A 21,789-nucleotide genomic window follows, 5' to 3' on the forward strand; every position below is an offset into this window, starting at 1 on the left:
AGTTGAGGACGGTCGGGCGCTACATGTCACGGAGAAGATGTGATGGCCAAGAAGGAAAGCATTCAGAAGCGGCTGCAGAAGATCCGGCCGCCGCGGGTCCAGTTGACCTACGACGTCGAAAAGGGCGACGCGATCGAACAGAAGGAAATTCCGTTCGTGGTCGGCGTGCTCGGCGATTTCAGCGGCAAGCAGGAAGGCCCGCAGCCGAAGATCAAGGACCGTAAGTTCGTCAACGTCGACATGGACAACTTCGACGAAGTGCTCGAAGGCATGGCGCCGCGCGCGGTCTATCGCGTCCCCAACAAGATCAGCGACGCCGGCGGCGAGTTCGGCGTCGAGCTGAACTTCAAGTCGATGGAAGACTTCCGCCCCGAGGCGGTGGTGCAGCAGGTCGATCCGCTGCGCAAGCTGCTGGAGGCGCGCACCAAGCTCGCCGACCTGCGCAACAAGCTGGCCGGCAACGAGAAGCTGGAAGACCTGCTCAACGAGGTGTTGAACAACACCGAGCAGCTCAAGAAGCTCGGCGGCCAGCCGCAAGGGCAGGAGTGAGCATGAACGCTACCCAAGCTGCCGGCGCCAGCGCCGTCGCCGGCACCGAGGAACTCGGCCTGCTCGACCAGATCGTCGAGAAGAGCAAGGTCGCCAAGTCCGCCGCCGAGCACGAACGCGCCAAGGACATCATTTCCGAGCTCGCGCGCGAGGTGCTGGAAGGCACGGTCGTCGTCTCCGACAACCTCAACCTGACCCTCGACGCGCGCGTGGCCGAGCTGGACCGGCTGATCTCCGACCAGCTCAACGCGATCATGCACGCGCCGCAGTTCCAGCAGCTGGAAAGCTCCTGGCGCGGCCTGCATTACCTGTGCTCGCAGACATCCACCGGCACCCAGCTCAAGATCAAGGTGTTCAACGCGCCCAAGCGCGAGCTGGTGAAGGATTTCAAGTCGGCGATCGACTTCGACCAGAGCTCGCTGTTCAAGAAGGTCTACGAGGAAGAGTTCGGCACCTTCGGCGGCTCGCCGTTCGGCGCGCTGCTGGGCGACTACTACATCGGCCGCCAGGCCGAGGACATGTACTTCGTCGAACAGATGTCGCACGTCGCCGCCGCCGCGCACGCGCCGTTCATCTCGGCCGCGTCGGAAGAGATGTTCGGCCTGGAGACCTTCACCGACCTGGGCAAGCCGCGCGACATGGCCAAGGTGTTCGACACCGTCGAATACGCCAAGTGGAAGTCGTTCCGCGACTCCGAGGACAGCCGCTACGTCGGCCTGACCCTGCCGCGCTTCCTCGGCCGCCTGCCGTACAACCCCAAGGACGGCACGGTGGTGGAGGGCTTCAACTTCGTCGAGGAAGTCGACGGCCAGGACCACAGCAAGTACCTGTGGTGCAACACCGCCTACGCGTTCGGCGCGCGCCTGACCAAGGCCTTCGAGGACTACGCCTGGTGCGCGGCGATCCGCGGCGTGGAAGGCGGCGGCCTGGTCGAGGACCTGCCGACCCACACCTTCCGCACCGACGACGGCGAGGTCGCGCTGAAGTGCCCGACCGAGGTCGCGATCACCGACCGCCGCGAGAAGGAGCTCAGCGACCTGGGCTTCATCCCGCTGGTGCATTGCAAGAACACCGACTACGCCGCGTTCTTCGGCGCGCAGTCGTCGCAGAAGGCGAAGAAGTACAACACCGACTCGGCGAACGCCAACGCCTCGCTGTCGGCGCAGTTGCAGTACATGTTCGCGGTGTCGCGCATCGCCCATTACCTCAAGGCGATGATGCGCGAGAAGATCGGCAGCTTCGCTTCGGCCGGCAACGTCGAGGACTTCCTCAATCGCTGGATCGCGCAGTACGTGCTGCTCGACGACAACGCGACCCAGGACGCCAAGGCCGAGCATCCGTTGCGCGAAGCGGCGATCCAGGTATCGGAGGTGCCGGGTCGTCCCGGCGTCTACCGCGCGGTGGCGTTCCTGCGGCCGCACTTCCAGCTCGACGAGCTGTCGGTGTCCTTGCGTCTGGTCGCGGAACTTCCGGCGGGGGCCAAGAAGGGTTAGAGCATCGCCCCCGGCGAGTGGTAAAGGGCAAGGAGCCCTAATAGCCGTACTTATCCGCAGTTGGCAACACACCTGGCTGTTATTCCAAACCAATGCCGAAAGCCTTCGGCACCATCAACTGTCTCACGGAAGATAAGGAACCTATTTATGTCTAGTGGCAACCAAGAACTGAAGCAGAAGCCCAGCGTTTTCCTCAAGATCGGTCCGTTCAAGGGCGAGTCCCGCGACAACGATCACAAGGACTGGATCGAGCTGCTCGATTTCAACTTCGAGGTCGTCCAGCCGCGTTCGGCGACTGGCTCGTCCACCGGCGGCCATACCGCCGCGCGTTCGGAGATCTCCACGATCAACATCGTCAAGGAAGCCGACCTGTCCTCGACTGCGTTCCTGCAGGCCGCGGCCAACGGTTCGACCCTGGACAAGATGACGGTCAACGTCCGCCGCGCCGACGGCAAGGACGGTAAGGCGATCAACTACCGCGTGTTCGAGGCGATGAACATCGTCGTCAGCAAGGTGCGCACCTACATCGGCAGCAACGGCCTGCTGATGGAGGACATCCAGCTGTCGATCGCGACGATGAAGGACACCTACACCGCGCAGGGCATCGAAGGCGGCCCGAAGGGCAACAGCACCTTCCAGTACAGCTGGTCGAAGAACACCCCTCAGTACGCTGGCTGAGGTTCGAGGTTGTCGGGGGGCGGCGTCCTTGCGGATGCCGCGCCCCTGGACGATGCAAACCGGCCGGCGGCGGAGTTTCCGCTGCCGGTTCTACGTTGGAACCGCCGCAAGGCGCGGCTTCGGCTTCGAGGCCGGCCATGGGCGAGGCGAGCGACGGGCGTGACCAAGCCGCCGCCCCGGCAAGGCCCGCGCCGGACCGCTCGCACGAAGCGATGCAATGGATGCACGGCCGCAGCTTTCTCCAAGGCAGGCGCCGGCCGACGACAGGAAACGCGAGATGAAGGGATTCGAACCCAGCCTGCTGGAAAAGTTGTTCGACGACGAGCCCAAGTCGCCCTCGGCCGGACGCATCTTCAAGTCGATCTCGGTCGACCAGTACAAGGAATCGGTCGCCCGCGACCTGGAAGGCCTGCTCAACAGCCGTGCCGCCTTCACCGAAGACGAACTCAAGTCCTTCCCCCAATGCCAGCGCTCGCTGATGACCTTCGGCCTGCGCGATTTCTCCGCCCTGAGCCTGGCCAACGCGTTCGACCGCGCGGCCATCTGCCGCTCGCTGGAGCAGTCCATCGCCCGCCACGAACCGCGCCTGCACAGCGTCCGGGTCGCGCTGGAGAACCACGCGCGCAGCGCCGGCGGCCTGCGCTTCGCGATCCACGCCTTGCTCGACCTGCAGCCGGCGCGCGAGCCGATCAGCTTCGACGCGATGTTGCAGCCCAACACCCTGCAGTACTCCGTCGTGCGCCAGCGACGGGTCGCGGCGGTCTGAACGGAGCGGGACGATGGAAGACCTGCTGCCCTTCTACGAACGCGAACTGGCCTTCCTGCGCCGCTACGGGCGCGACTTCGCCGAGCGCTACCCCAAGATCGCCAGCCGCCTGCTGCTGTCCTCCGACGGCAGCCAGGACCCGCATGTCGAGCGCCTGATCGAATCCTTCGCGCTGCTCAGCGCGCGGGTGTCGAAGAAGATCGAGGACGACTACCCCGAATTCACCGAAGCGCTGCTGGAAGTGCTGTATCCGCACTACCTGCGGCCATTTCCGTCGTGCTCGATCGCGCGCTTCGACGCCGGCTCGGGCCTGGCCAAGCTCAGCGCGCCTGCCACGATCGCGCGCGGCACCCTACTGCATTCGCGCCAGGTGCGCGGGGTCAGCTGCAAGTTCCGCACCGCCTACGACGTGGTGCTGGCGCCGATCCGGGTGGCCAAGGCGGGCTTTCGCAGCATCGCCGAAGCGCCGATGGCGGTGAGCCTGCCGCAGGGCAGCGGCGGGCAGATCTCGATCTCGTTCGAACTGCTCGGCGACCAGCCCTCGCTGACCAAGCTCGGCCTGGACACGCTGCGCCTGTTCGTCGACGGCGAGCCCTCGTTCTGCGCGGCCCTGCGCGACACGCTGACGATGAACCTGCGCGCGGCCTACATCGAGCCGACCGGCAGCAACCGCTGGCACCCGCTGGCGCGGATTCCGCTCGCGGACGTCGGCTTCGGCGAGGACGAATCGCTGATCGACTACCCCGAGCGCTCGCATCCGGCCTATCGCCTGTTGACCGAGCTGTTCGCGTTCCCGGAGAAGTTCGGCTTCTTCGACCTCGACCTGAAGGCGCTGCGCGCGCAGGCCGGCGCCGCGTTCACCCTGCACCTGATCGTCAAGAGCGCGCCGCTGGATTCGCCGGTGTCGCGCGTGCTCGAAGCGCTGGGCGCGGACAACATCGCCCTGGGCTGCGCGCCGGTGGTCAACCTGTTCGAGCAGCACGGCGAGCCGATCCGCACCACCCACCGCACCGCGTCCTATCCGGTGGTCGCCGACGCCCGCCGCGCGTTCGCGTTCGAAGTGCATTCGATCGACTCGGTCAAGCGCGTGCGGCAGACCCCGCAGGGCGAGAAGATCACCGAGTTCCGGCCGTTCTATTCGCTGCACCACGGCGAGACCCCGGACAAGACCGGGCAGTACTGGCTCGCCCACCGCGACGAACAGGTCGCGCGGATGAGCCCGGGCTACGAGACCGAGCTGTCCTTCGTCGACCTGGACTTCAACCCGGTGCTGCCGCAGACCGACATCGTCAGCCTGGAGCTGACCTGCAGCAACCGCGACCTGCCGACTCACCTGGCCTACAACGTGCAAGGCGGCGACCTGACCATGGAAGGCGGCGGCATCGCGCGCGCGATCAGCCTGCTGCGCAAGCCGAGCCAGCCGCGCCGTTTCGAGCGCGGCCGCGGCGCGCAATGGCGGCTGATCTCGCACCTGAGCCTCAACCACCTGTCCCTGACCCAGAGCGGCCTGCCGGCGCTGAAGGAGATGCTGCGGCTGTACGACACCACGCGTTCGGCGGTGACCGCGCGCCAGATCGAGGGCATCGTCGGGCTCGAACACAAGCCGGCCACCGCGTGGATGCCGGGCCGGCATTTCACCAGCGTGGTGCGCGGGGTCGAGATCCGCCTGACCATCGACGAGCATAATTTCGTCGGCACCGGGGTGGCGGCGTTCGCCAAGGTGCTCGACCACTTCTTCGGCCTGTATGTGCACGCCAACAGCTTCACGCAGCTGACGCTGCTGTCGAGCCACGGCGGCGAGGTACTGATCCAATGCCAACCGCGAAGCGGCGAATCGATCCTGGTGTAGCCCAACAGGTCCTGGCCGAGCCGCATCGCTTCGAGTTCTTCCAGGCGCTGCGGATCTTCGAGCACCTGTTCGCGCGCCAGGGCGTGCCCCTGCGCGAGGTGCTGCCGTTCCGGCTGCGCTTCGCCAACTCGCTGTCGCTGGGCTTTCCCGCCAGCGAGATCGAACAGGCGGTGGCCTGCGACCAGCAGGGCGTCGAGCTGGAAACGCCCGAGGCGATCGAGGCGGCGGTGGCGGCGCAGGACATCGCCGAGGTGCGGGTCGTGCCGGGCTTCATCGGCCTGCTCGGCGGCGCCGGGGTGATGCCGCTGCACTACACCGAGACCATCGCCCAGCGCGAGATCTACCTGCGCGACCGCACCGCGCGCGCGTTCCTGGACATGTTCGCCAACCGCGCGGTGGCGCAGCACTACGCGGCGTGGAAGAAGTACCGCCTGCACTTCCAGTACGAACTGGACCGGCGCGAGCGCTTCCTGCCCTTGCTGCTGTCGCTGGCCGGGGTCGGCCTGCACGCCTTGCGCGACCGCATGGTCGACGGCGACGGCGACGTGTTCGACCAGGCGGTCGCGCACTACGCCGGCGGCATCCGCCAGCATCCGATGTCGGCGACGTTCATGCAGCGCATCCTCTCGGACTACTTCCAGGCGCCGCTGCGGATCGAGCAGTTCGTCGGCGCCTGGTACACGGTGCCCGAGCAGCAGCGCTCGCGCCTGGGCATGGCCAACGCGCGGCTGGGCTCGACCGCGCTGGCCGGCGACCGCGTCTGGCAGCGCGACCTGCGCCTGCGGCTGTGGATCGGGCCGCTGGACCGCGAGCGCTTCCAGCGCTTCCTGCCCGGCGGCAGCGCCGCGCGCGCGCTGGCCAAGTGGCTGAACCTGCTGGCCGGTTCCACCCTGGAGTACGAGGTGCGCCTGGTGCTGCGGGCGCAGGACGTGCAGGGCGTGCGCATGGACGAACAGGGCGGCGCGCGGCTGGGCTGGGACAGCTACCTGTGCTCGCGCCCGTCGGACGTCGACCGCGCCGACACCCGCTATCACCTTCAAACGTTGCAATAACGCCGACCGGCGTTCAAGGAGCCTTGCCGCATGGACCGCCCGATCCCGTTGCCGACGCTTTCCCCGTGCCGCCTGCGCGGCCGCGCCGTTCCCCTTCACGCCGAATCGCGGACCCTCGACGCATGAGCATCAACCTCAAGACCCTGATCGGAAAGCTCGACGACACCTGCCGCCGCTCGGCCGAGCGCGCCGCCAACCTGTGCATGGCGCGCGGCCACTACGAGGTCGACATCGAGCATCTGCTGCTGGCCCTGCTCGAACACCCGCAGTGCGACGTCGCCCTGATCGCGCAGCGCAGCGGGCTTTCGCTCGACGGCCTGCGCCGCGACCTGGAAACCGAGATCGGCCGGTTCAAGAACGGCAACAGCCGCACGCCGGTGTTCTCGCCGCACCTGCCGACCCTGTTCGAACACGCCTGGCTGATCGCCTCGCTGGATTCGCAGACCACGCGCATCCGCAGCGGCCACCTGCTGCTGGCGCTGCTGACCGAACCGGGCCTGGCGCAACTGGCGCTGCGCGGCTCGGCCCAGTTCGTGCGGATCAACCGCGACGAGCTCAAGCACAATTTCGCCAAGCTCACCGAAGGCTCGTCGGAATCCGCCGAAGGCGTGCGCTTCGCCGACGCCGGGCCGGCCCCGGCCGAGGGTGCGCAGGGCGACGCCGCGACCGCGGCCGAAGCGGCCCAGGGCGGGCTGTCCAAGACCCCGGCGCTGGACCAGTTCACCACCAACCTGACCCAGCGCGCGCGCGACGGGCACCTGGACCCGGTGGTGGGACGCGAGGGCGAGATCCGCCAGGTCGTCGACATCCTGCTGCGGCGGCGCCAGAACAATCCGATCCTCACCGGCGAGGCCGGCGTCGGCAAGACCGCGGTGGTCGAAGGCCTGGCCCTGCGCATCGCCGCCAAGGACGTGCCCGAGGTGCTGCAGGGCGTGGAGCTGCACACCCTGGACATGGGCCTGCTGCAGGCCGGCGCTAGCGTCAAGGGCGAGTTCGAGAACCGGCTCAAGAACGTCATCGACGAGGTCAAGAAGAGCCCGCATCCGATCGTGTTGTTCATCGACGAGGCGCACACCATGATCGGCGCCGGCGGGCAGGCCGGGCAGAGCGACGCGGCCAACCTGCTCAAGCCTGCGCTCGCGCGCGGCGAGCTGCGCACGATCGCCGCGACCACCTGGGGCGAGTACAAGAAGTACTTCGAAAAGGACGCCGCGCTGGCGCGGCGCTTCCAGGTGGTCAAGGTCGAGGAACCCAGCGAGACCATCGCCGCGGCGATGCTGCGCGGGCTGGTGCCGCTGATGGAGAAGCACTTCGGCATCCGCGTGCTCGACGAGGCGATCACCGAGGCGGTGCGCCTGTCGCACCGCTACATCAGCGGGCGCCAGCTGCCGGACAAGGCGGTCAGCGTGCTCGACACCGCCTGCGCCAAGGTCGCGCTGGGCCGCAGCGCGACGCCGGCGATCATCGAGGACACGCGCAAGCACATCGAGCGGCTCGAGGCCGAGCTCGGCGCGCTGCGGCGCGAAGCCGCGGCCGGTACCGCCAGCGAGGAGCGCCTGGCCGAACTCGACGCGCAGCTGGGCCAGTCGCGCCAGGTGCTGGCCGACAACGAGGCGCGGCTGGTCGAAGAGACCGCGCTGGCGCAGCAAGTCCAGGCGCTGCGCGAGGAACTCGAATCCGCGGCCGCGGCCGCGCCGCCCGCCGTCGCCGCACCCGCCGCGCAGGCGGCGGACGCGCCGCCGCCGGCCAAGCCGGCCAAGCCGGCCAAGGGCAAGGCCAAGGCCGCCGCGAAGCAAGCCGATTCGAAACAGGCCGATCCGAAGCAGGCCCGCCTCGCCGAACTGCTCGCGCAACTGCGCGCGCTGCAGGGCGAGACCCCGATGGTGCCGCTGCAGGTCGACGGCACCGTCGTCGCCGAGATCGTCTCGGCCTGGACCGGCGTGCCGCTGGGCCGGATGATCAAGGACGAGATCCGCACCGTGCGCAACCTCGCGCCGATGCTGTCCGAGCGGGTGATCGGCCAGGACCACGCGCTGGAAGCGGTGGCCCAGCGCGTGCGCACCGCCAGCGCCAAGCTGGAAGACCCGAACAAGCCGCGCGGCGTGTTCCTGTTCGTCGGTCCGTCCGGCGTCGGCAAGACCGAGACCGCGCTGGCCCTGGCCGACATCCTCTACGGCGGCGAGCGCAAGCTGGTCACCATCAACATGAGCGAGTACCAGGAAGCGCACAGCGTGTCCGGCCTGAAGGGCTCGCCGCCGGGCTACGTCGGCTACGGCGAGGGCGGCGTGCTGACCGAGGCCGTGCGCCGCCAGCCCTACAGCGTGGTGCTGCTCGACGAAGTCGAGAAGGCGCATCCGGACGTGCTGGAAATGTTCTTCCAGGTGTTCGACAAGGGCATGATGGACGACGCCGAAGGGCGCGAGATCGATTTCCGCAACACCCTGATCATCCTCACCTCGAACGTCGGCTCCGCGCAGATCATGCAGGCGGCGCTGAACAAGCCGGCCGAGGACATCCCCAAGGCCGACGAACTCGCCGGCGCGCTGCGCCCGGTGCTGATGAAGTCGTTCAAGCCGGCGTTCCTGGGACGGCTGAAGGTGGTGCCGTACTACCCGATCTCCGACGAGGTGCTGGCGCAGATCATCGCGCTCAAGCTGCGCCGCATCCGCGACCGCGTCGCGGCCAACCACAAGGCGGCGTTCGAGTGGGACGAAAGCCTGGTCGAGGCGGTGCTGCAGCGCTGCACCGAGGTCGATTCGGGCGCGCGCAACGTCGACCACATCCTCAATGGGACCTTGCTTCCGGAGATCGCCGAGTCGGTGCTCGCGCGCATGGCCGAAGGCGGCAAGATCGAGCGGATCAAGATCGGCGCGGCCAAGAGCGGAGAGTTCAAGTACAAGATCGCCTGAGGCCGGCGGCATCGCTCGGGCCGGCGAGACGCATCGCGCCCGCCGGTGCGCGGGCAGGGGGCGCAGCGGACGGGGCGGGAGGCCCCGGCCGCACCGTCGCGGGACCGTCCGGTGGCCCGAAGGGGACCGCCGGGTGGCCGCAGGGCGTCCAAATCCGCCGCGTCGCGACAGCCGGGTCCGGGCGGGGCTATGATCGACAGGCAAAGGAAGATCCGGCCCCGCACGGGCCGGAGCGAATGCAGGGGCAGTTCCCGAATGCCCGCCGACGCGGCTGCGACGGCGGGAAGAACGCACGGCCCAAGGAGATTGCAGGAGGCAACGCCATGGACGTCCTGACCACGTTACTCAGCGCGCTGAGCGCGCCCCGCCAACACGAACGCCTGATGCGGCTGCACACGTCGCTGGGGCCGGACGTGCTGGTCGCCGAAAGCCTGGACGGCCGCGAATCGCTGGACGAGGGCGGACTGCGTTTCGAACTCACCGCCTTGTCGGTGAACGCCCACCTCGACCTGGCCGCGCTGCTCGGCGAGCCGGTGCGGCTGGAGCTGATGTCGGCCGACGCGCTCGACGACCTGCGCTGCTTCCACGGCCACGTCACCGCGTTCGAGCGCATCGGCAGCAACGGCGGCCTCGCGCGCTACCGCCTGATCGTCGAGCCGTGGCTGGCGTTCCTGCGCCAGCGTGTGGATTCGTTCGTGTTCCAGGACATGAGCGTGGTCGAGATCGTCGAATCGGTGTTCGCCGACTACGCCGACCAGGGCCGGCTGGCGCCGGACTGGCGCTGGGACCTCAAGGACCCGGCGGTCTACCGCAAGCGCAGCCTGACCACCCAGTACGAAGAATCCGACTACGACTTCCTGCACCGCCTGCTGGCCGAGGAAGGCATCCACTACCACGTCGAACACAGCGACGAGGCGGGGCAGGCGCAGCCGGGCGCGGACGGCGCCGGCGAAGCCGCCGCCGACGAATCCAGCCTGGGCCGGCACACGCTGGTGCTGGCCGATCACAACGACGCCTTCGCCGACCTCGGCGCGATCCGCTTCCACCGCAAGGACGTCACCGAACCCGGCGACAGCATCCAGCAGTGGTCGACCGCGCGGCGCTGGCAGACCGCGCGCCTGCAGCGCAGCAGTTGGGACTACCGCAGCCTCGACCTGCGCCCGGCCGAAGCGCTGGGCGCCGGCTACGGCGAGGTCGCGCCGCAGGACCAGGACATCGCCGGCCCCTACGCCTATCCCGATCGCGCCACCGGCGAGCGCTACGCGCGCCAGCACCTGGAAGCGCTGCAGGTCGAGGCCGACACCGTGCGAGGCGAAGGCAGCTGGCGCCGGCTGCGGCCGGGCGGCCGCTTCGCGCTAGCCCAGCACCATGCCTATCCCGACGCCGACAGCGGCCGCTTCACCTGCCTGCGCGTGCGCCATCGCGCGCGCAACAACCTCGGCGCCGACGTGCTCGACCTGGCCGAGAAGCAACTCGGCCCGGTCACCCTGGCGATACCGACGCTGCCCGAGCCGCTCAGCGGCCTGGCCACGCCATCGCACGACGGTTTCGCGCCCGACCTGGGCGAAGCCGGCGCCAGCGTCGGCAACGACAAGCCCGGCGGCGAAGGCTTCTATCTCAACCGTTTCGACGCGCTGCCTGCGGCGGTGCCCTACCGCAGCCGCACCCGCGACGGCCACGGCCTGCGCCTGCACCCCAAGCCGACCGTGCACGGCACCCAGACCGCGATCGTGGTCAGCGACGGCGCGCCGCTGCAGACCGACCGCGATCACCGCATCAAGGTCCAGTTCCCGTGGCAGCGCGGCGGCGACGCCAGCAATCGCCTGGCCCATCCCTGCGGCGACGACAACGCGCCGGGCCGCGCCCAGGCCTGGACCTGGGTGCGCGTCGCAGGCCCGTGGGCGGGCGACAACTGGGGCGGGGTGATGCTGCCGCGCAAGGGCCAGGAAGTGGTCGTCGCGTTCCTGGAAGGCGACATCGACCGGCCGGTGGTGATCGGCGCGGTCTACAACGGCCGCGGCCAGGCCGACGCCGCCCACAACGGCGTCGCCGGCGGCGCCGGCGGGGCCACCGGCAACGCCGCGGCGTGGTTCGACGGCAACGAACACGCCTCGGTCTTCACCGGCTTCAAGAGCCAGGTCCTGGCCGACAGCCAGGGCGGCAGCGGCGGCTACCAGCAGCTGCGGCTCGACGACACGCCGGGCCAGGGCCGGGTCCAGGCCAACACCACCCAGCACCTGAGCGCGCTGGCGCTGGGCCACCTGAAGGGCGGCGTCGACAACCTGCGCGGCGCCGAGCGCGGCTTCGGCGCCGAACTCAGCACCCAGGCCGGCGGCGCCCTGCGCGCCGGCGCCGGCCTGCTGCTGACCACCGAGCCCGGCCCGCTGCACCTGACCGCCACCGGCGCCCAGGCCCAGCTCGGCCAGGGCGAGCAACTGATCAAGAGCCTGGCCAAGGCCGCCGCGACCCAGCAGGCGACGCTGCCCGACGACCCCGAAGCACTCGCCGCCCAGACCGCGCTGCAGACCACCCAGGAAACCATGGCCGCGACCCAGACCGGCACCGCGCCCGGCGACGGCATCGGCGGCGGCGACGGCAGCGCGCCGGGCTGGGACCGGCCGCTGTGGCTGGCGAGCAGCCCCAAGGGCGTGGTCGGCGTGACCGCGAAGAACCAGGTGTGGGTGTCCGGCACCCAGACCGTGCTCACCGCCGACCAGGACCTGCAATGGCTGAGCCAGGCCGAAAGCGTGGCCGCGGTGGCCGGCGGCATCGCCTTGTTCACCCTCGGCGCCCCGGCCCCGGCCGGCAAGCCCAACCAGGAACGCGGCATCGCCCTGCACGCGGCCAAGGGCGCGGTGACCCTGCGCGCGCACAAGGAACTGGCGCGCGCGGCGGCGCAGACCAGCGTGATGATCGCGAGCACCGAAGCGGACGTGGAGATAGCCGCGCCGAACAAGCGGTTGCTGGCGACTGCGGCGGGCGCGTATCTGAAGCTGGAAGGCGGCGATATCGAGCTGGGGGCGCCGGGGACGATCGAGTTCAAGGGAAGTCGGCGGGATTGGACGACGCCGGCGTCGGCGAGCGGGCAAGCGAAGTTGCCGAGCGCAGGTTACAAGGGGTGCGATTACAAAATGCAGACAGCGGCCCAGGGGGGCGCGGCCCTTGTCTGAGCGAGAGTCCATGCAGTCGGGACTGCGCGGGCAACTGCTCGACGTGACCTTGCGCTCGCCCGATAGTTCGATCTATCTGCTGGTGGACACCACGCTCGGCGATCCACTGGCCAATGTCGCTACGCGCGCGACCGCGGTAGCGGTGCCGATACGGCACCCGGATCTGAAGCGCGATCACCATCCGTACTTGTTGCGGTTGGGGGAGATCGGTCGTGATCCGGCCATCGATACGTCGCTTGCGTTGGGCTTGGCGCAAGCGCTGCGCTCGCCGGAGGGCCTGGCGCTGGGGCGCTCCATCTGCCTGTGGCTGGTTTCGGATTCGGACATCGACGTCGTGGCCCATCACCTGGCTGCGCGAGCGAAAGTTCGGGTCGGGAGCGAAACCAGACTGTTCCGCTTCTGGGACCCGCGCGTCATGGATGCGCTCGAACACTTGCTTCGCCCGATGCAGGCCGGCAGTTTGCTCGGACCCGTATCGAGCTGCCTGTGGCTGACGCGAAGCGGCAGCCTCGCGTCCTTGCGGGTCGCCGATGCGAAGAGCGACGAGGCCATTGTCGATGGACTTCGATTGGACCAGCGGCAACTCGATCATCTCGCCCGTGTCGAGCTCATCAACCGTGCGCTCGATGTGCTCCAGGACATGGAGCGCACGGTCTTGGGAGCCGAAGTTCGAACGGTATTGGGCGGGCTCATCGAAAAGGGCGCGCGCGAATGGACGTTGCGAACGGACCGGGAGTTGGTGACTTACGCGCTCTATGGGGTTCTGGTCCACCAGCGATTCGATCGCGAGCCCGGCGTGGCCGAGGCTATGGACCAGGCCAGACGCGCCGGAACCTCGCCGATCGATGCGCTCGAGCAATTCGACGAGAGTTACTGGCAGGCGCTGGCCGGTAAAGCGGATGGATGCGCCGAAGCAGCAAGAACCGCTTAAGGAGAAGAGCACATGGCAGACACAGGGATCAGTGCCGCACGTCGCGGAGCAGCCGCCAACACCACAGGAGCGAAGGCCGGAGCGCCTTGCCCCAACTGCGTAAAGCAAGGGCTGGCGATTCTGCCGGTGGTGTCCGGTATCATGCCAAATTCCGAAACGACGCCCAGCTTTTTGCCACTGTCGTCCGCGCTGTTGTCGCTTAGCGATCCGATCGTCGCCAATGAGCTGGCGGCGCTTGCCAAAGGCCTGACCAGCAAGGATCTGAGCGCCCATTGGTACTTCATGCGGGCCTTGCCCGCGGGCTACCTCTACGTTTACAAGCCCAATGGATCGTCGGGGCAATGGGATGCGTACCTGGTCGACCGCTCGGGCTTGTTGCGGGCCGTCGCTCCGAACGACAAGACTCTTTCGCCGGCCGATGCCGCGCCGCTCGACCAGCCAGCCGTCTGCAGCCGTTCCGAACACAACAATCTGGCACTGCAGTATTTCGTCGTCGATCCGGTCAAGCATCCGGAGATATGGCTCGGTTTCAGCCGGCATCGTTGGACGACGAAGGTCATGGATGCGTATGGCCGCAACGAAGGGAACATCCGCGACAAGCGGATGACCAAGCTCGACGTGACGGCGGCTGCAGAGGGAAAGCTCGGCAATTACGAGGGCAGCCCCGTGCCGCACGGTATGAAGATGACTGCGGGTATCGGCGGCTATGTGGCCGATTACGCATCGTCGGCGACCCGCGCCAAGATCAACGGAACGCAGGTCGAACGACTCTACGATCGCGGCGACAGCATGGCCACGGTGCCCAGAAAACCAACGGGCGCCGCTGCGGCGCTGGCCGAGGAAATGCGCAAAAGTTCGCAGAATACCGAGGCCAAGCTGGGCGCGGTGGTACTCCTGCACGACGTCGTCGGCGTCACCCAGCAGCTCAACGCATACCGCAACAAGGTGGCGGCCGAGGCTTGCGTGGTGTCGGGCATGGGCGATCCGGCTCAGACGCGCAAGCGCGCGATCGCCGACATCATCGAGGGCATTCGCGCGAACGCGGAAACCAATCCTGGCCCCTGGTGGGACCGCAACTACGGACCGGAACGGTATCTCAAGCACATCAACGAATCGGACTGGTCGGCCGCGAAGCAGTCGTCCACGGAATTCAAGTCGCTGTTGGAAAAAGTGAAAACGGTCAGCGCCGATTATTGCGCGGTCAAGGAGTCGGAAGCCTGGAAGCTCGTCAATCGGCTCGATTTCGACGAGACCGATCACGAATCCGCTCTGGACCACGGGAGGATGGTGGCGCATTGCGTCGCTGGATCGGGGCGAACCAAGCTCGAACGGGATTTGGTCTGGTATCCGGCGCTGGAGATGGATCCCACAAATCGCGACAACTGGCTGATGCGTGCGCTCGGCAGCGATCACAAGGCGTTCCTGGAGTACCTCGCGGGAAACCCCGGCGACCAGGACGAAGCCTTCGATACGGTAAAAGAGGCGCAGGAGCTGTCCGGCAGCTATATCGGAAAAGGCCTGGTGCAGATCAACGCGATCAGGATCGGTATCCGCAACCAGCGTGCAGCCAACGAGGCATTGGCGACGGTCATCGAAACCAGCGCGGGCATATTGTTCAACCTGCGCCGAGACAATCCCAAGGCCTACCGAAAATTGCTGCGCTCGGTGACGCTGGCCCTGATCACGCGAGACGACGTGATCCCACAGCCTGTCGTGGTCAAGGGGGCATGGAGCCGCATTTCCGCCAAGATCATGGAAGTGGCGACCGGCGCCCCGCGGATCAGCGCGAGGGCGCCTATCGGCTTGGTCCCCAATGCGGGACGAGGACCGTACCTGGCGACCAAGGGCAATCTGGGCGCTACCGGTTGGGGCTTGTCGGATGGGCTTGAGGGAGCGGTCGTCATGGAGGCGCCCACCAGCAAGTCCGGGCAGGCGCAGACCGTGGCGTGGGTGGTGCACAAGCTGGAAGACGGCGAGCAGCTCAATCGCGCCACGTTGCGCAGGCTGGGGTTGGACGAATTGGATCTGACGACCGCGGCAGGGAGCGCCGATAACCCGTTCCAACGCAACCACCTGAAGGTCGTCGGACAGAAGATCACCATAGGAATGAACGCGGGAGCGCTGTTCTTCCAGGGGAATGCCTTGGTCGGCGCGATGTGTGATTACTTCGGGGCAGACAAGGAGGATCGCGACGGCGGCGCTCTTGCCGACGCCAGCGTCGGTGTCGGCGTCGCGATCATCGCGGGCATTGGGGCTGCCATCGATTTGAAGATCGCGGTTCAGTCCATGCGCGGATTGGGCGAGGCGGCCACAAGCGTCGCGGAGCGCCAAGCCGCGCGGTGGGGCTTGGTGGCTGGCATCATCGAGGGGCTTTATGCCATCGGCAAAGGCGCGTCGAAAGTCAACGAGGGCGACGTCGATTCCGGTATGTGGACGATGGCCTCGGGTGCGGCGTTGATCGCAGGCAGCCTGGCAGCCTATGGCGCGACTACGGGGACGGTGCTCGGAATCGGTGTGTCCTTGGGTCCAGTCGGCTGGGCGCTGTTGATCATCGGCTTCCTCGGACTGGCGCTCTATTGCGCCTGGCAGGCATTCGGCACCGATGAAGAAAACATGCTGCCGGTGGAATACTGGCTCGACAACGGAATTTTCGGCAAAGGCGAACACAAGACCGGCAAGATCGCGAAAAACAGTCCTTACTATTCGGCGAAGAGCAAATCGGTTCAGTCGTTTGCTTCGTTGCAGGACGAGATCTACGGCCTGCAAAAGGTCACCTTGGTGGCGCAAGCGCGCTTTGGAGTGACCAAGGATCGCGGCAACTACAGCCTGCACTTCCGCTATAACGTAACGCTGCCTCGTTATGCCAAGGGCAGCTGTCTGGAGTTGAATTTCACCGCAATCTACAAGGGAAAGCGGATCTCGGTGGGTGGAGTAGTCTGCGAAGACGGAAAAGACAGGTTCTCCCGCTCCGACATCAGCAGTAAGTTCACTGGCATGCGCGAAGATCCTTCGATGAAGATCGATAAATCCGGCGTGATGGAACTCAGCGGTTACTTTTCCACATTGCAGGACGAGGTCTGGGTTGAAAAGCTGATCGAATGGCTTTCCGGCACCGAGGCCAATCCGGACGCCCAGTACGCCGATGCGATGGAGTTGAGCGGTACCTATTGGCCCGATAAGTCCAATCTGCCCGGTCTGTCGTCGACGTTCGAATATCCGCCAAAAAAGTGACGGATGCGTTCGATGCTGCCTTTTCAGCGGTTGCCGGAGAGAAACGGTCTGTGGGGCGTGATTCTTCCTCGCCTGGGCGAGGAACGGGAGCCAGGGCCGCTCGGTGAGGCCGGGCAGATCGCCCGGATCGACCCGGCCGGGGTCCAGTTCGTCCGGATCCAGCGCATGGGATGGCGCGGCGCGGGCTGGGTGCTCGGAGCGGGGGGCGGCTTGATGGCGGCACTGATGTTCGCGCCGTTGCTGTGGTCGTTTCTCCATGCGGGACACCGGCTTGGCCCGGTCGTCGCAGCGAGCATGTGCGCGATACTTCTGCTGCCCCTTCTCGCGGGAGCGTTGACGGCCTATCGGGCCCGCACGCTCGAATTGCCGCCCCCGGTGGTCCTGAGCCGGCGGCTCAGGCGCTTCTACCAATGGCGCGGAAACAGGGAAGGCTGGGTGTCGGTGGCCGCCGACACGGGCACCGCGGTAATCCAGGCTGCGGCCGTGGTGACGCAGGCGGGCGGCGACATGGGATACCGGTTGCATGTGGTCGAATTCGACGCCGGCAGCCGCGCGATCCGCAAGCAAGTCGCGATATCCGAGGTTGTCAGCGATCCCGACGAGCTAGCCTGGCTCTGGGATTTCTTGTGCCGCTATCTCGATGAGGCGCCCGAGCGGTTGCCAGCGGTGCGCAATGCCGGCTTCGAGGGAGAGGGCGCATGGCTCGCTCGGGCGGATCGTTATCTGTTCAGCGGTCTCGTGGACGGCGAGCACCGATTGGTTCCAGGCCGGTTCAATGCGTTCCGCTTCTATTTCGCGGCAGTGCTTGAGTACTGGTACTTGCGTTGCGGCGCCTGGATCGAGGGCAAGGCGTCCACGCCCGCCTATCCGCCGGACTTGGCCGATGCTATGCGCTGGGGCGGCGCTAATCCTTATGCGCGCGAGGCTGCGAGCCCTGCCCAGCAAGCGGCATCGCGCGGAGACCTCGACCATTTTCGACGCCGATGGCGCATCGTCGCTGTTCTGTCGACTTTGCTGTATGGCGGAATATTCGTCGGAATGATCGCTATCGGATGGTTGGTCTTGGTATAGCCTAGGTGCCGGGGCCGACCCAGTCCGCGAACCGAAGAGAGCCGCATGTCCTACTTCCCGTCCTTGCGTCCTGATCGCCGTTTGAAGGGATGTGGCTGGCTGCTTGTCCCGATGCTGGTTCTCGTGTCGGGCTGTTCCAGAGCCAGCGGCGAAGCCAAGCCCGACTGGCGCAGCATCGATGCCAGCATGAAGAGCTCGCCGCAAGTGGACATCGCTTCGGTGGCGCCGTACGAGAATGGTTGGGCCGCGTGGACGCGATCGCCCGTCTACGCCGTGGATATCCCGAAGGGGCTGGCGGTGCCGCCCGACAGCAAGAAGTGGGTGAGGATGCATGTCGATTGTCGCGAATCGTCCGCAGACGTCGCGTTTATCGAGGCGCGCCTGGTGGCGCCTTCCGGGGCTATATTGCAAACGGTAAAGAAGGGCGAGGCCGCTGCCGAAGACTACCCGTCGGCGGGCCGGATTCCTTATGCGGTCAGCCCGCCTGCGATGATCTGCGCCGCAGCGGCGGCACGATGCCGGGGCGCGTCCCTGACCTGGCCTTTGGAACGCGGCGAGCAAACCGCGTTTGTGCCCTCCTGCCGGCGACTCTGACCACGGTCTGAGCCTGCGCGGCTGGTGCCGAACTCAGGCGAACCCAAGCCGTCGACGATCGGACTGCGCGATGCTTGGGCCGTTGCGACCCATCCGGGGCGCTCGGAGCGCGTCTTCGATCAATCCGATGCGATGTCGATGCGGCGCGCATTTCGTTTGCTTGCATTCATGGGCATGAAGCCAGGGAATTTCATCACGCCGCGCGGCCATTGTTCGAGGCCGGGTCGATAGGCCCGGTTGCAGCGAGACTCGCCTTTTCTCAGTCAAACCGCCCGCCGCCGCGACCGTTCCGGCGGGCGATGAGTCTCGGCCGAGGTTCGGTAGATGCTTGACTTCATATCTTACGATATATATCTTAAGACCTATCTTACGATAGGTCAGGTGCCCCATGCGCCGTTTCTTCGAGTTCGACCCCAGCCGCGGCTTCGCCCGCGGCGACTTCTTCCGCTTCGAATGCTTCTCCCAGCACCCCTTCGCCCACGCCGGCGGCCCTGCGCGCGGCGGTGGCGGCCGCGGCGGGCGCCGCGGCGGTTTCGCTGGTGGGCCTGGCGGGGGCGGATTCCCGGGCGGTTTCCCCGGCGGCTTCGACGATGGCGAGGGCTTCTCGCGCGGGCGCAAGTTCAGTTCCGACGACCTGCAGTTGCTGCTGCTGGCCCTGATCGAGGACAAGCCCAGCCATGGCTACGAGTTGATCAAGGCGCTGGAAACGCGTTCCAACGGTTTCTATAGCCCGAGCCCGGGCATGGTCTATCCGGCGCTGACTTACCTGGAGGAGCTGGGTTACGTCACCGTCGAGCTGGAAGGCAACCGCAAGCGCTATGCGCTGGCGGCGCCGGGCGCCGAGCACCTGGGTGCGAACCGCGAGCGGGTGGACCTGATGCTGGCCAAGCTGAGCCACATCGCGCGCAAGATGGATTCGGTGCGGCGCGCGCTGGCCGGCGAGGATCCGGCCGATCCGTCCGAGGGCGGCTGGGTGACGGAGCTGATCCAGGCGCGGCGCGCGCTCAAGACCGCGCTGTTCCGCCGCGACGACGTGCCCGCCGACGAGCAGCGCCGCATCGCCGCGATCCTGCAGCGCGCCACCCGCGAGATCGAGGGCGGCGGCGACTGATCGTCGCCTGGCCGCTTAGCCGCCTCGCCGGTACGCGGCGTGCGACGCATCCGATTCAACAGATCCGATCCGACGCATCCGATTCAACACAGCCAGCCCGCCGCGCCCGGTACCCGGTCCGCGCCGCCCGCCGCCATCGCATCCGACAACCGCGAACGCCGCCGCGCGCGGCGCTCGCACGAATTCCAGGACTTCCCATGCAAAACGCTTCCAGCGAACTGGCGGTCGTGCGCGTCCGCCACCCCTTGAAACTGCGGCTGCTGCGGGTCAGCCGGGTGCAGCCGGTGACGCCCCACCTGCTGCGCATCGTCCTCGGCGGCGAGGACCTCGCCGACTTCGTCTCGGCCTCGTTCGACGATCACGTCAAGGTGCTGTTCCCCGCGCCGGGCCAGGACCGCCCGACGATGCCGACGCTGGGGCCGGCCGGCTTCGTCTACGCCGACGAGGCCGCGCGTCCGGTGATGCGCGACTTCACCCCGCGCCGCTTCGATCCCGCCGCGCGAGAGCTGGAACTGGAGTTCGCCCTGCACGAGGCCGGCCCGGCCAGCGACTGGGCGCGGCAGGCGCAGGTCGGCCACTACCTCGGCATCGGCGGGCCGCGCGGTTCGCGGGTGGTCGCGGCCGGATTCGCCTGGCACCTGCTGATCGGCGACGACACCGCCTTGCCGGCGATCGCGCGCCGCCTGCAGGAACTGCCGGCGACTGCGCGCGCGATCGCCGTGCTCGAAGTCGAGGACCCGGGCGCGCGCATCGACTTCGTCACCGCGGCCGCGCTGCAGACGCACTGGTGCTACCGCACGGGCGCCGATCCCTCCGCCGACCCGCCGCTGCTGCGCGCGGTGCGCGAACTGCAGTGGCCGCTGGACGGCGACGCCGGCTACGCCTGGGCCGCGGGCGAATCCGGCGCGATCCGCGCGGTGCGGCAACATCTGCTGAGCGAGCGCGGCATCGACAAGTCGCGCCTGCACGCGGCCGGCTACTGGAAGCGCGGCGCGCAGGGCGCGCACGAACCGCTGGACGATTGAACCGCGCGACGGCCGACCCGCCGGACGGCCGAGTCCCTTCCCCATCGACGCGGTCGTCGCGACCGCAAGGCCCCCCATGTACTCGATCGATCCCCCTCGCGAGCGGCGCCTGCTGTGGCTGCTCATGCTCACCCAGTTCACGGTCATCATGGACTTCATGGTGATGATGCCGCTGGGGCCGCAGATCATGCGCGCCCTGCACATCTCGCCGGCGCAGTTCGCTGCGGCGGTCTCGGCCTATTCGATCTGCGGCGGCCTCTCGGGCCTGCTCGCGGCCACCTACATCGACCGCTTCGACCGGCGCAAGCTGCTGCTGGCGATGTACGCGCTGTTCGCCCTGTCGAACCTGGCCTGCGCGCTGGCCGGCAGCTACGAGCTGCTGCTGGCCTCGCGCGCGTTCGCCGGCATCAGCGGCGGCGTGCTCGGCTCGATCATCATGGCGATCATCGCCGACGTGATCCCGGCCCAGCGCCGCGGCGCGGCCACCGGCACGGTGATGACCGCGTTCGCGGTGGCTTCGGTGATCGGCGTGCCGGTCGGCATCCTGCTCGGCGCGCATTCGCAGTGGTCGGCGCCGTTCTGGCTGCTGGTGGCCTTGTCGCTGCTGATCTGGCTGGCCGGCGCGCGGGTCGTGCCGCCGCTGGACCGGCACCTGTCGCGCCAGCGCGAGCCGCTGGCGCGGGCGCTGCCGAACCTGCTCCAGTTGTTCGCCAATGCGCGCCACCTCAACGCCTTTGCCCTGACGCTGATGCTGACCACCTCGCAGATGCTGGTGATCCCCTTCATCTCGCCGATGCTGGTCGCCAACCACGGCATCGAACCTTCGCAGTTGTCGTGGATGTACATGGCCGGCGGCGTGGCGGCGTTCTTCACCTCGCGCCTGATCGGGCGCCTGGCCGACCGCCACGGCAAGCAGCGGGTGTACCGCATCGCGGTGGCGGTGTCGCTGCTGCCGGTGTTGTTCGTCACCCACCTGCCGGCGGTCGGGTTCCTGGCGATGCTGCTGTTCTTCCCGTTCTTCATGGTCTCGATGAACGGCCGCATGGTGCCGCTGCAGGCGCTGCAGACCACGGTGCCGCAGCCGGAACAGCGCGGCGCCTACCTCAGCGCGAACAGCGCGGTGATGTCGCTGGGCACCGGCCTGGGCGCGTGGCTGGGCGGGCTGATGCTGACCACCGATGCGAGCGGGCACATCGCCGGTTACGGCGCGGTGGGCTGGGTCGCCGCAGGCTTGGCGCTGTGTTCGGCGCTGTGGGTGGGCCGGGTGAGCGCGGCCGATGCGCCGCCGGCGGCGACGGCGACGGCGCCTGCGCAGGCGGACGCGCGCAGCGACGCGGCCTGAGGGCGAGCCGCGGCGTCG

General features: G+C 67.7%; 15 protein-coding genes. All 15 read left to right on the top strand.

The genetic code is table 11. From position 1 onward, the window contains the following. The first annotated feature begins 42 nt into the window (after positions 1-42). The 15 genes from tssB (at position 43) to BLV01_RS11990 (ending at position 21,771) form a co-directional block, all read left to right on the top strand. Positions 43-549, top strand: coding sequence for a type VI secretion system contractile sheath small subunit (gene tssB, locus BLV01_RS11920; protein ID WP_091799394.1), 507 nt, complete (start codon positions 43-45; stop codon positions 547-549). Between the two features lie 2 nt (positions 550-551). Then, positions 552-2,042: a type VI secretion system contractile sheath large subunit gene (gene tssC / locus BLV01_RS11925; protein WP_091799398.1), complete on the top strand. Its 1,491-nt coding sequence runs from the start codon at positions 552-554 to the stop codon at positions 2,040-2,042. A 147-nt stretch (positions 2,043-2,189) separates the two neighbouring features. Then, entirely contained in the window at positions 2,190-2,720 is a 531-nt protein-coding gene (locus BLV01_RS11930; RefSeq protein ID WP_091799401.1) for an Hcp family type VI secretion system effector, read from the top strand. A gap of 277 nt (positions 2,721-2,997) precedes the next feature. Beyond that, positions 2,998-3,486 (top strand): type VI secretion system baseplate subunit TssE, encoded by a 489-nt coding sequence (gene tssE, locus BLV01_RS11935; RefSeq protein WP_057946045.1) that lies wholly within the window; start codon positions 2,998-3,000, stop codon positions 3,484-3,486. 13 nt (positions 3,487-3,499) lie between these two features. Then, on the top strand, positions 3,500-5,335 hold the full coding sequence (gene tssF / locus BLV01_RS11940; RefSeq protein ID WP_091799403.1) for a type VI secretion system baseplate subunit TssF: 1,836 nt from the start codon (positions 3,500-3,502) through the stop codon (positions 5,333-5,335). Then, positions 5,299-6,387, top strand: a complete 1,089-nt coding sequence (gene tssG / locus BLV01_RS11945; RefSeq protein WP_091799406.1) for a type VI secretion system baseplate subunit TssG — start codon at positions 5,299-5,301, stop codon at positions 6,385-6,387. Before tssF ends, tssG begins: the two co-directional genes overlap by 37 nt. A gap of 122 nt (positions 6,388-6,509) precedes the next feature. Next, entirely contained in the window at positions 6,510-9,296 is a 2,787-nt protein-coding gene (gene tssH / locus BLV01_RS11950; protein WP_091799409.1) for a type VI secretion system ATPase TssH, read from the top strand. Positions 9,297-9,619: 323 nt separating this feature from the next. Continuing rightward, entirely contained in the window at positions 9,620-12,466 is a 2,847-nt protein-coding gene (locus BLV01_RS11955; protein ID WP_091799412.1) for a type VI secretion system Vgr family protein, read from the top strand. Between the two features lie 10 nt (positions 12,467-12,476). Then, positions 12,477-13,397 (top strand): DUF4123 domain-containing protein, encoded by a 921-nt coding sequence (locus tag BLV01_RS11960; protein WP_091799415.1) that lies wholly within the window; start codon positions 12,477-12,479, stop codon positions 13,395-13,397. Positions 13,398-13,409: 12 nt separating this feature from the next. Then, complete coding sequence (locus tag BLV01_RS11965) at positions 13,410-16,628, top strand: T6SS effector BTH_I2691 family protein (RefSeq protein WP_139178636.1); 3,219 nt, start codon at positions 13,410-13,412, stop codon at positions 16,626-16,628. A 3-nt stretch (positions 16,629-16,631) separates the two neighbouring features. Then, positions 16,632-17,699, top strand: coding sequence for a hypothetical protein (locus BLV01_RS11970; protein ID WP_091799420.1), 1,068 nt, complete (start codon positions 16,632-16,634; stop codon positions 17,697-17,699). 45 nt (positions 17,700-17,744) lie between these two features. Next, positions 17,745-18,293, top strand: coding sequence for a hypothetical protein (locus BLV01_RS11975; RefSeq protein ID WP_139178637.1), 549 nt, complete (start codon positions 17,745-17,747; stop codon positions 18,291-18,293). Positions 18,294-18,681: 388 nt separating this feature from the next. Beyond that, positions 18,682-19,404, top strand: a complete 723-nt coding sequence (locus BLV01_RS11980; protein WP_091799426.1) for a PadR family transcriptional regulator — start codon at positions 18,682-18,684, stop codon at positions 19,402-19,404. A gap of 197 nt (positions 19,405-19,601) precedes the next feature. Then, positions 19,602-20,429, top strand: a complete 828-nt coding sequence (locus tag BLV01_RS11985; RefSeq protein WP_091799429.1) for a siderophore-interacting protein — start codon at positions 19,602-19,604, stop codon at positions 20,427-20,429. A gap of 76 nt (positions 20,430-20,505) precedes the next feature. Next, complete coding sequence (locus BLV01_RS11990) at positions 20,506-21,771, top strand: MFS transporter (RefSeq protein ID WP_091799432.1); 1,266 nt, start codon at positions 20,506-20,508, stop codon at positions 21,769-21,771. Positions 21,772-21,789 lie beyond the last annotated feature (18 nt).

The organism is Lysobacter sp. yr284, from assembly GCF_900107375.1.
Lineage (GTDB): Bacteria > Pseudomonadota > Gammaproteobacteria > Xanthomonadales > Xanthomonadaceae > Lysobacter.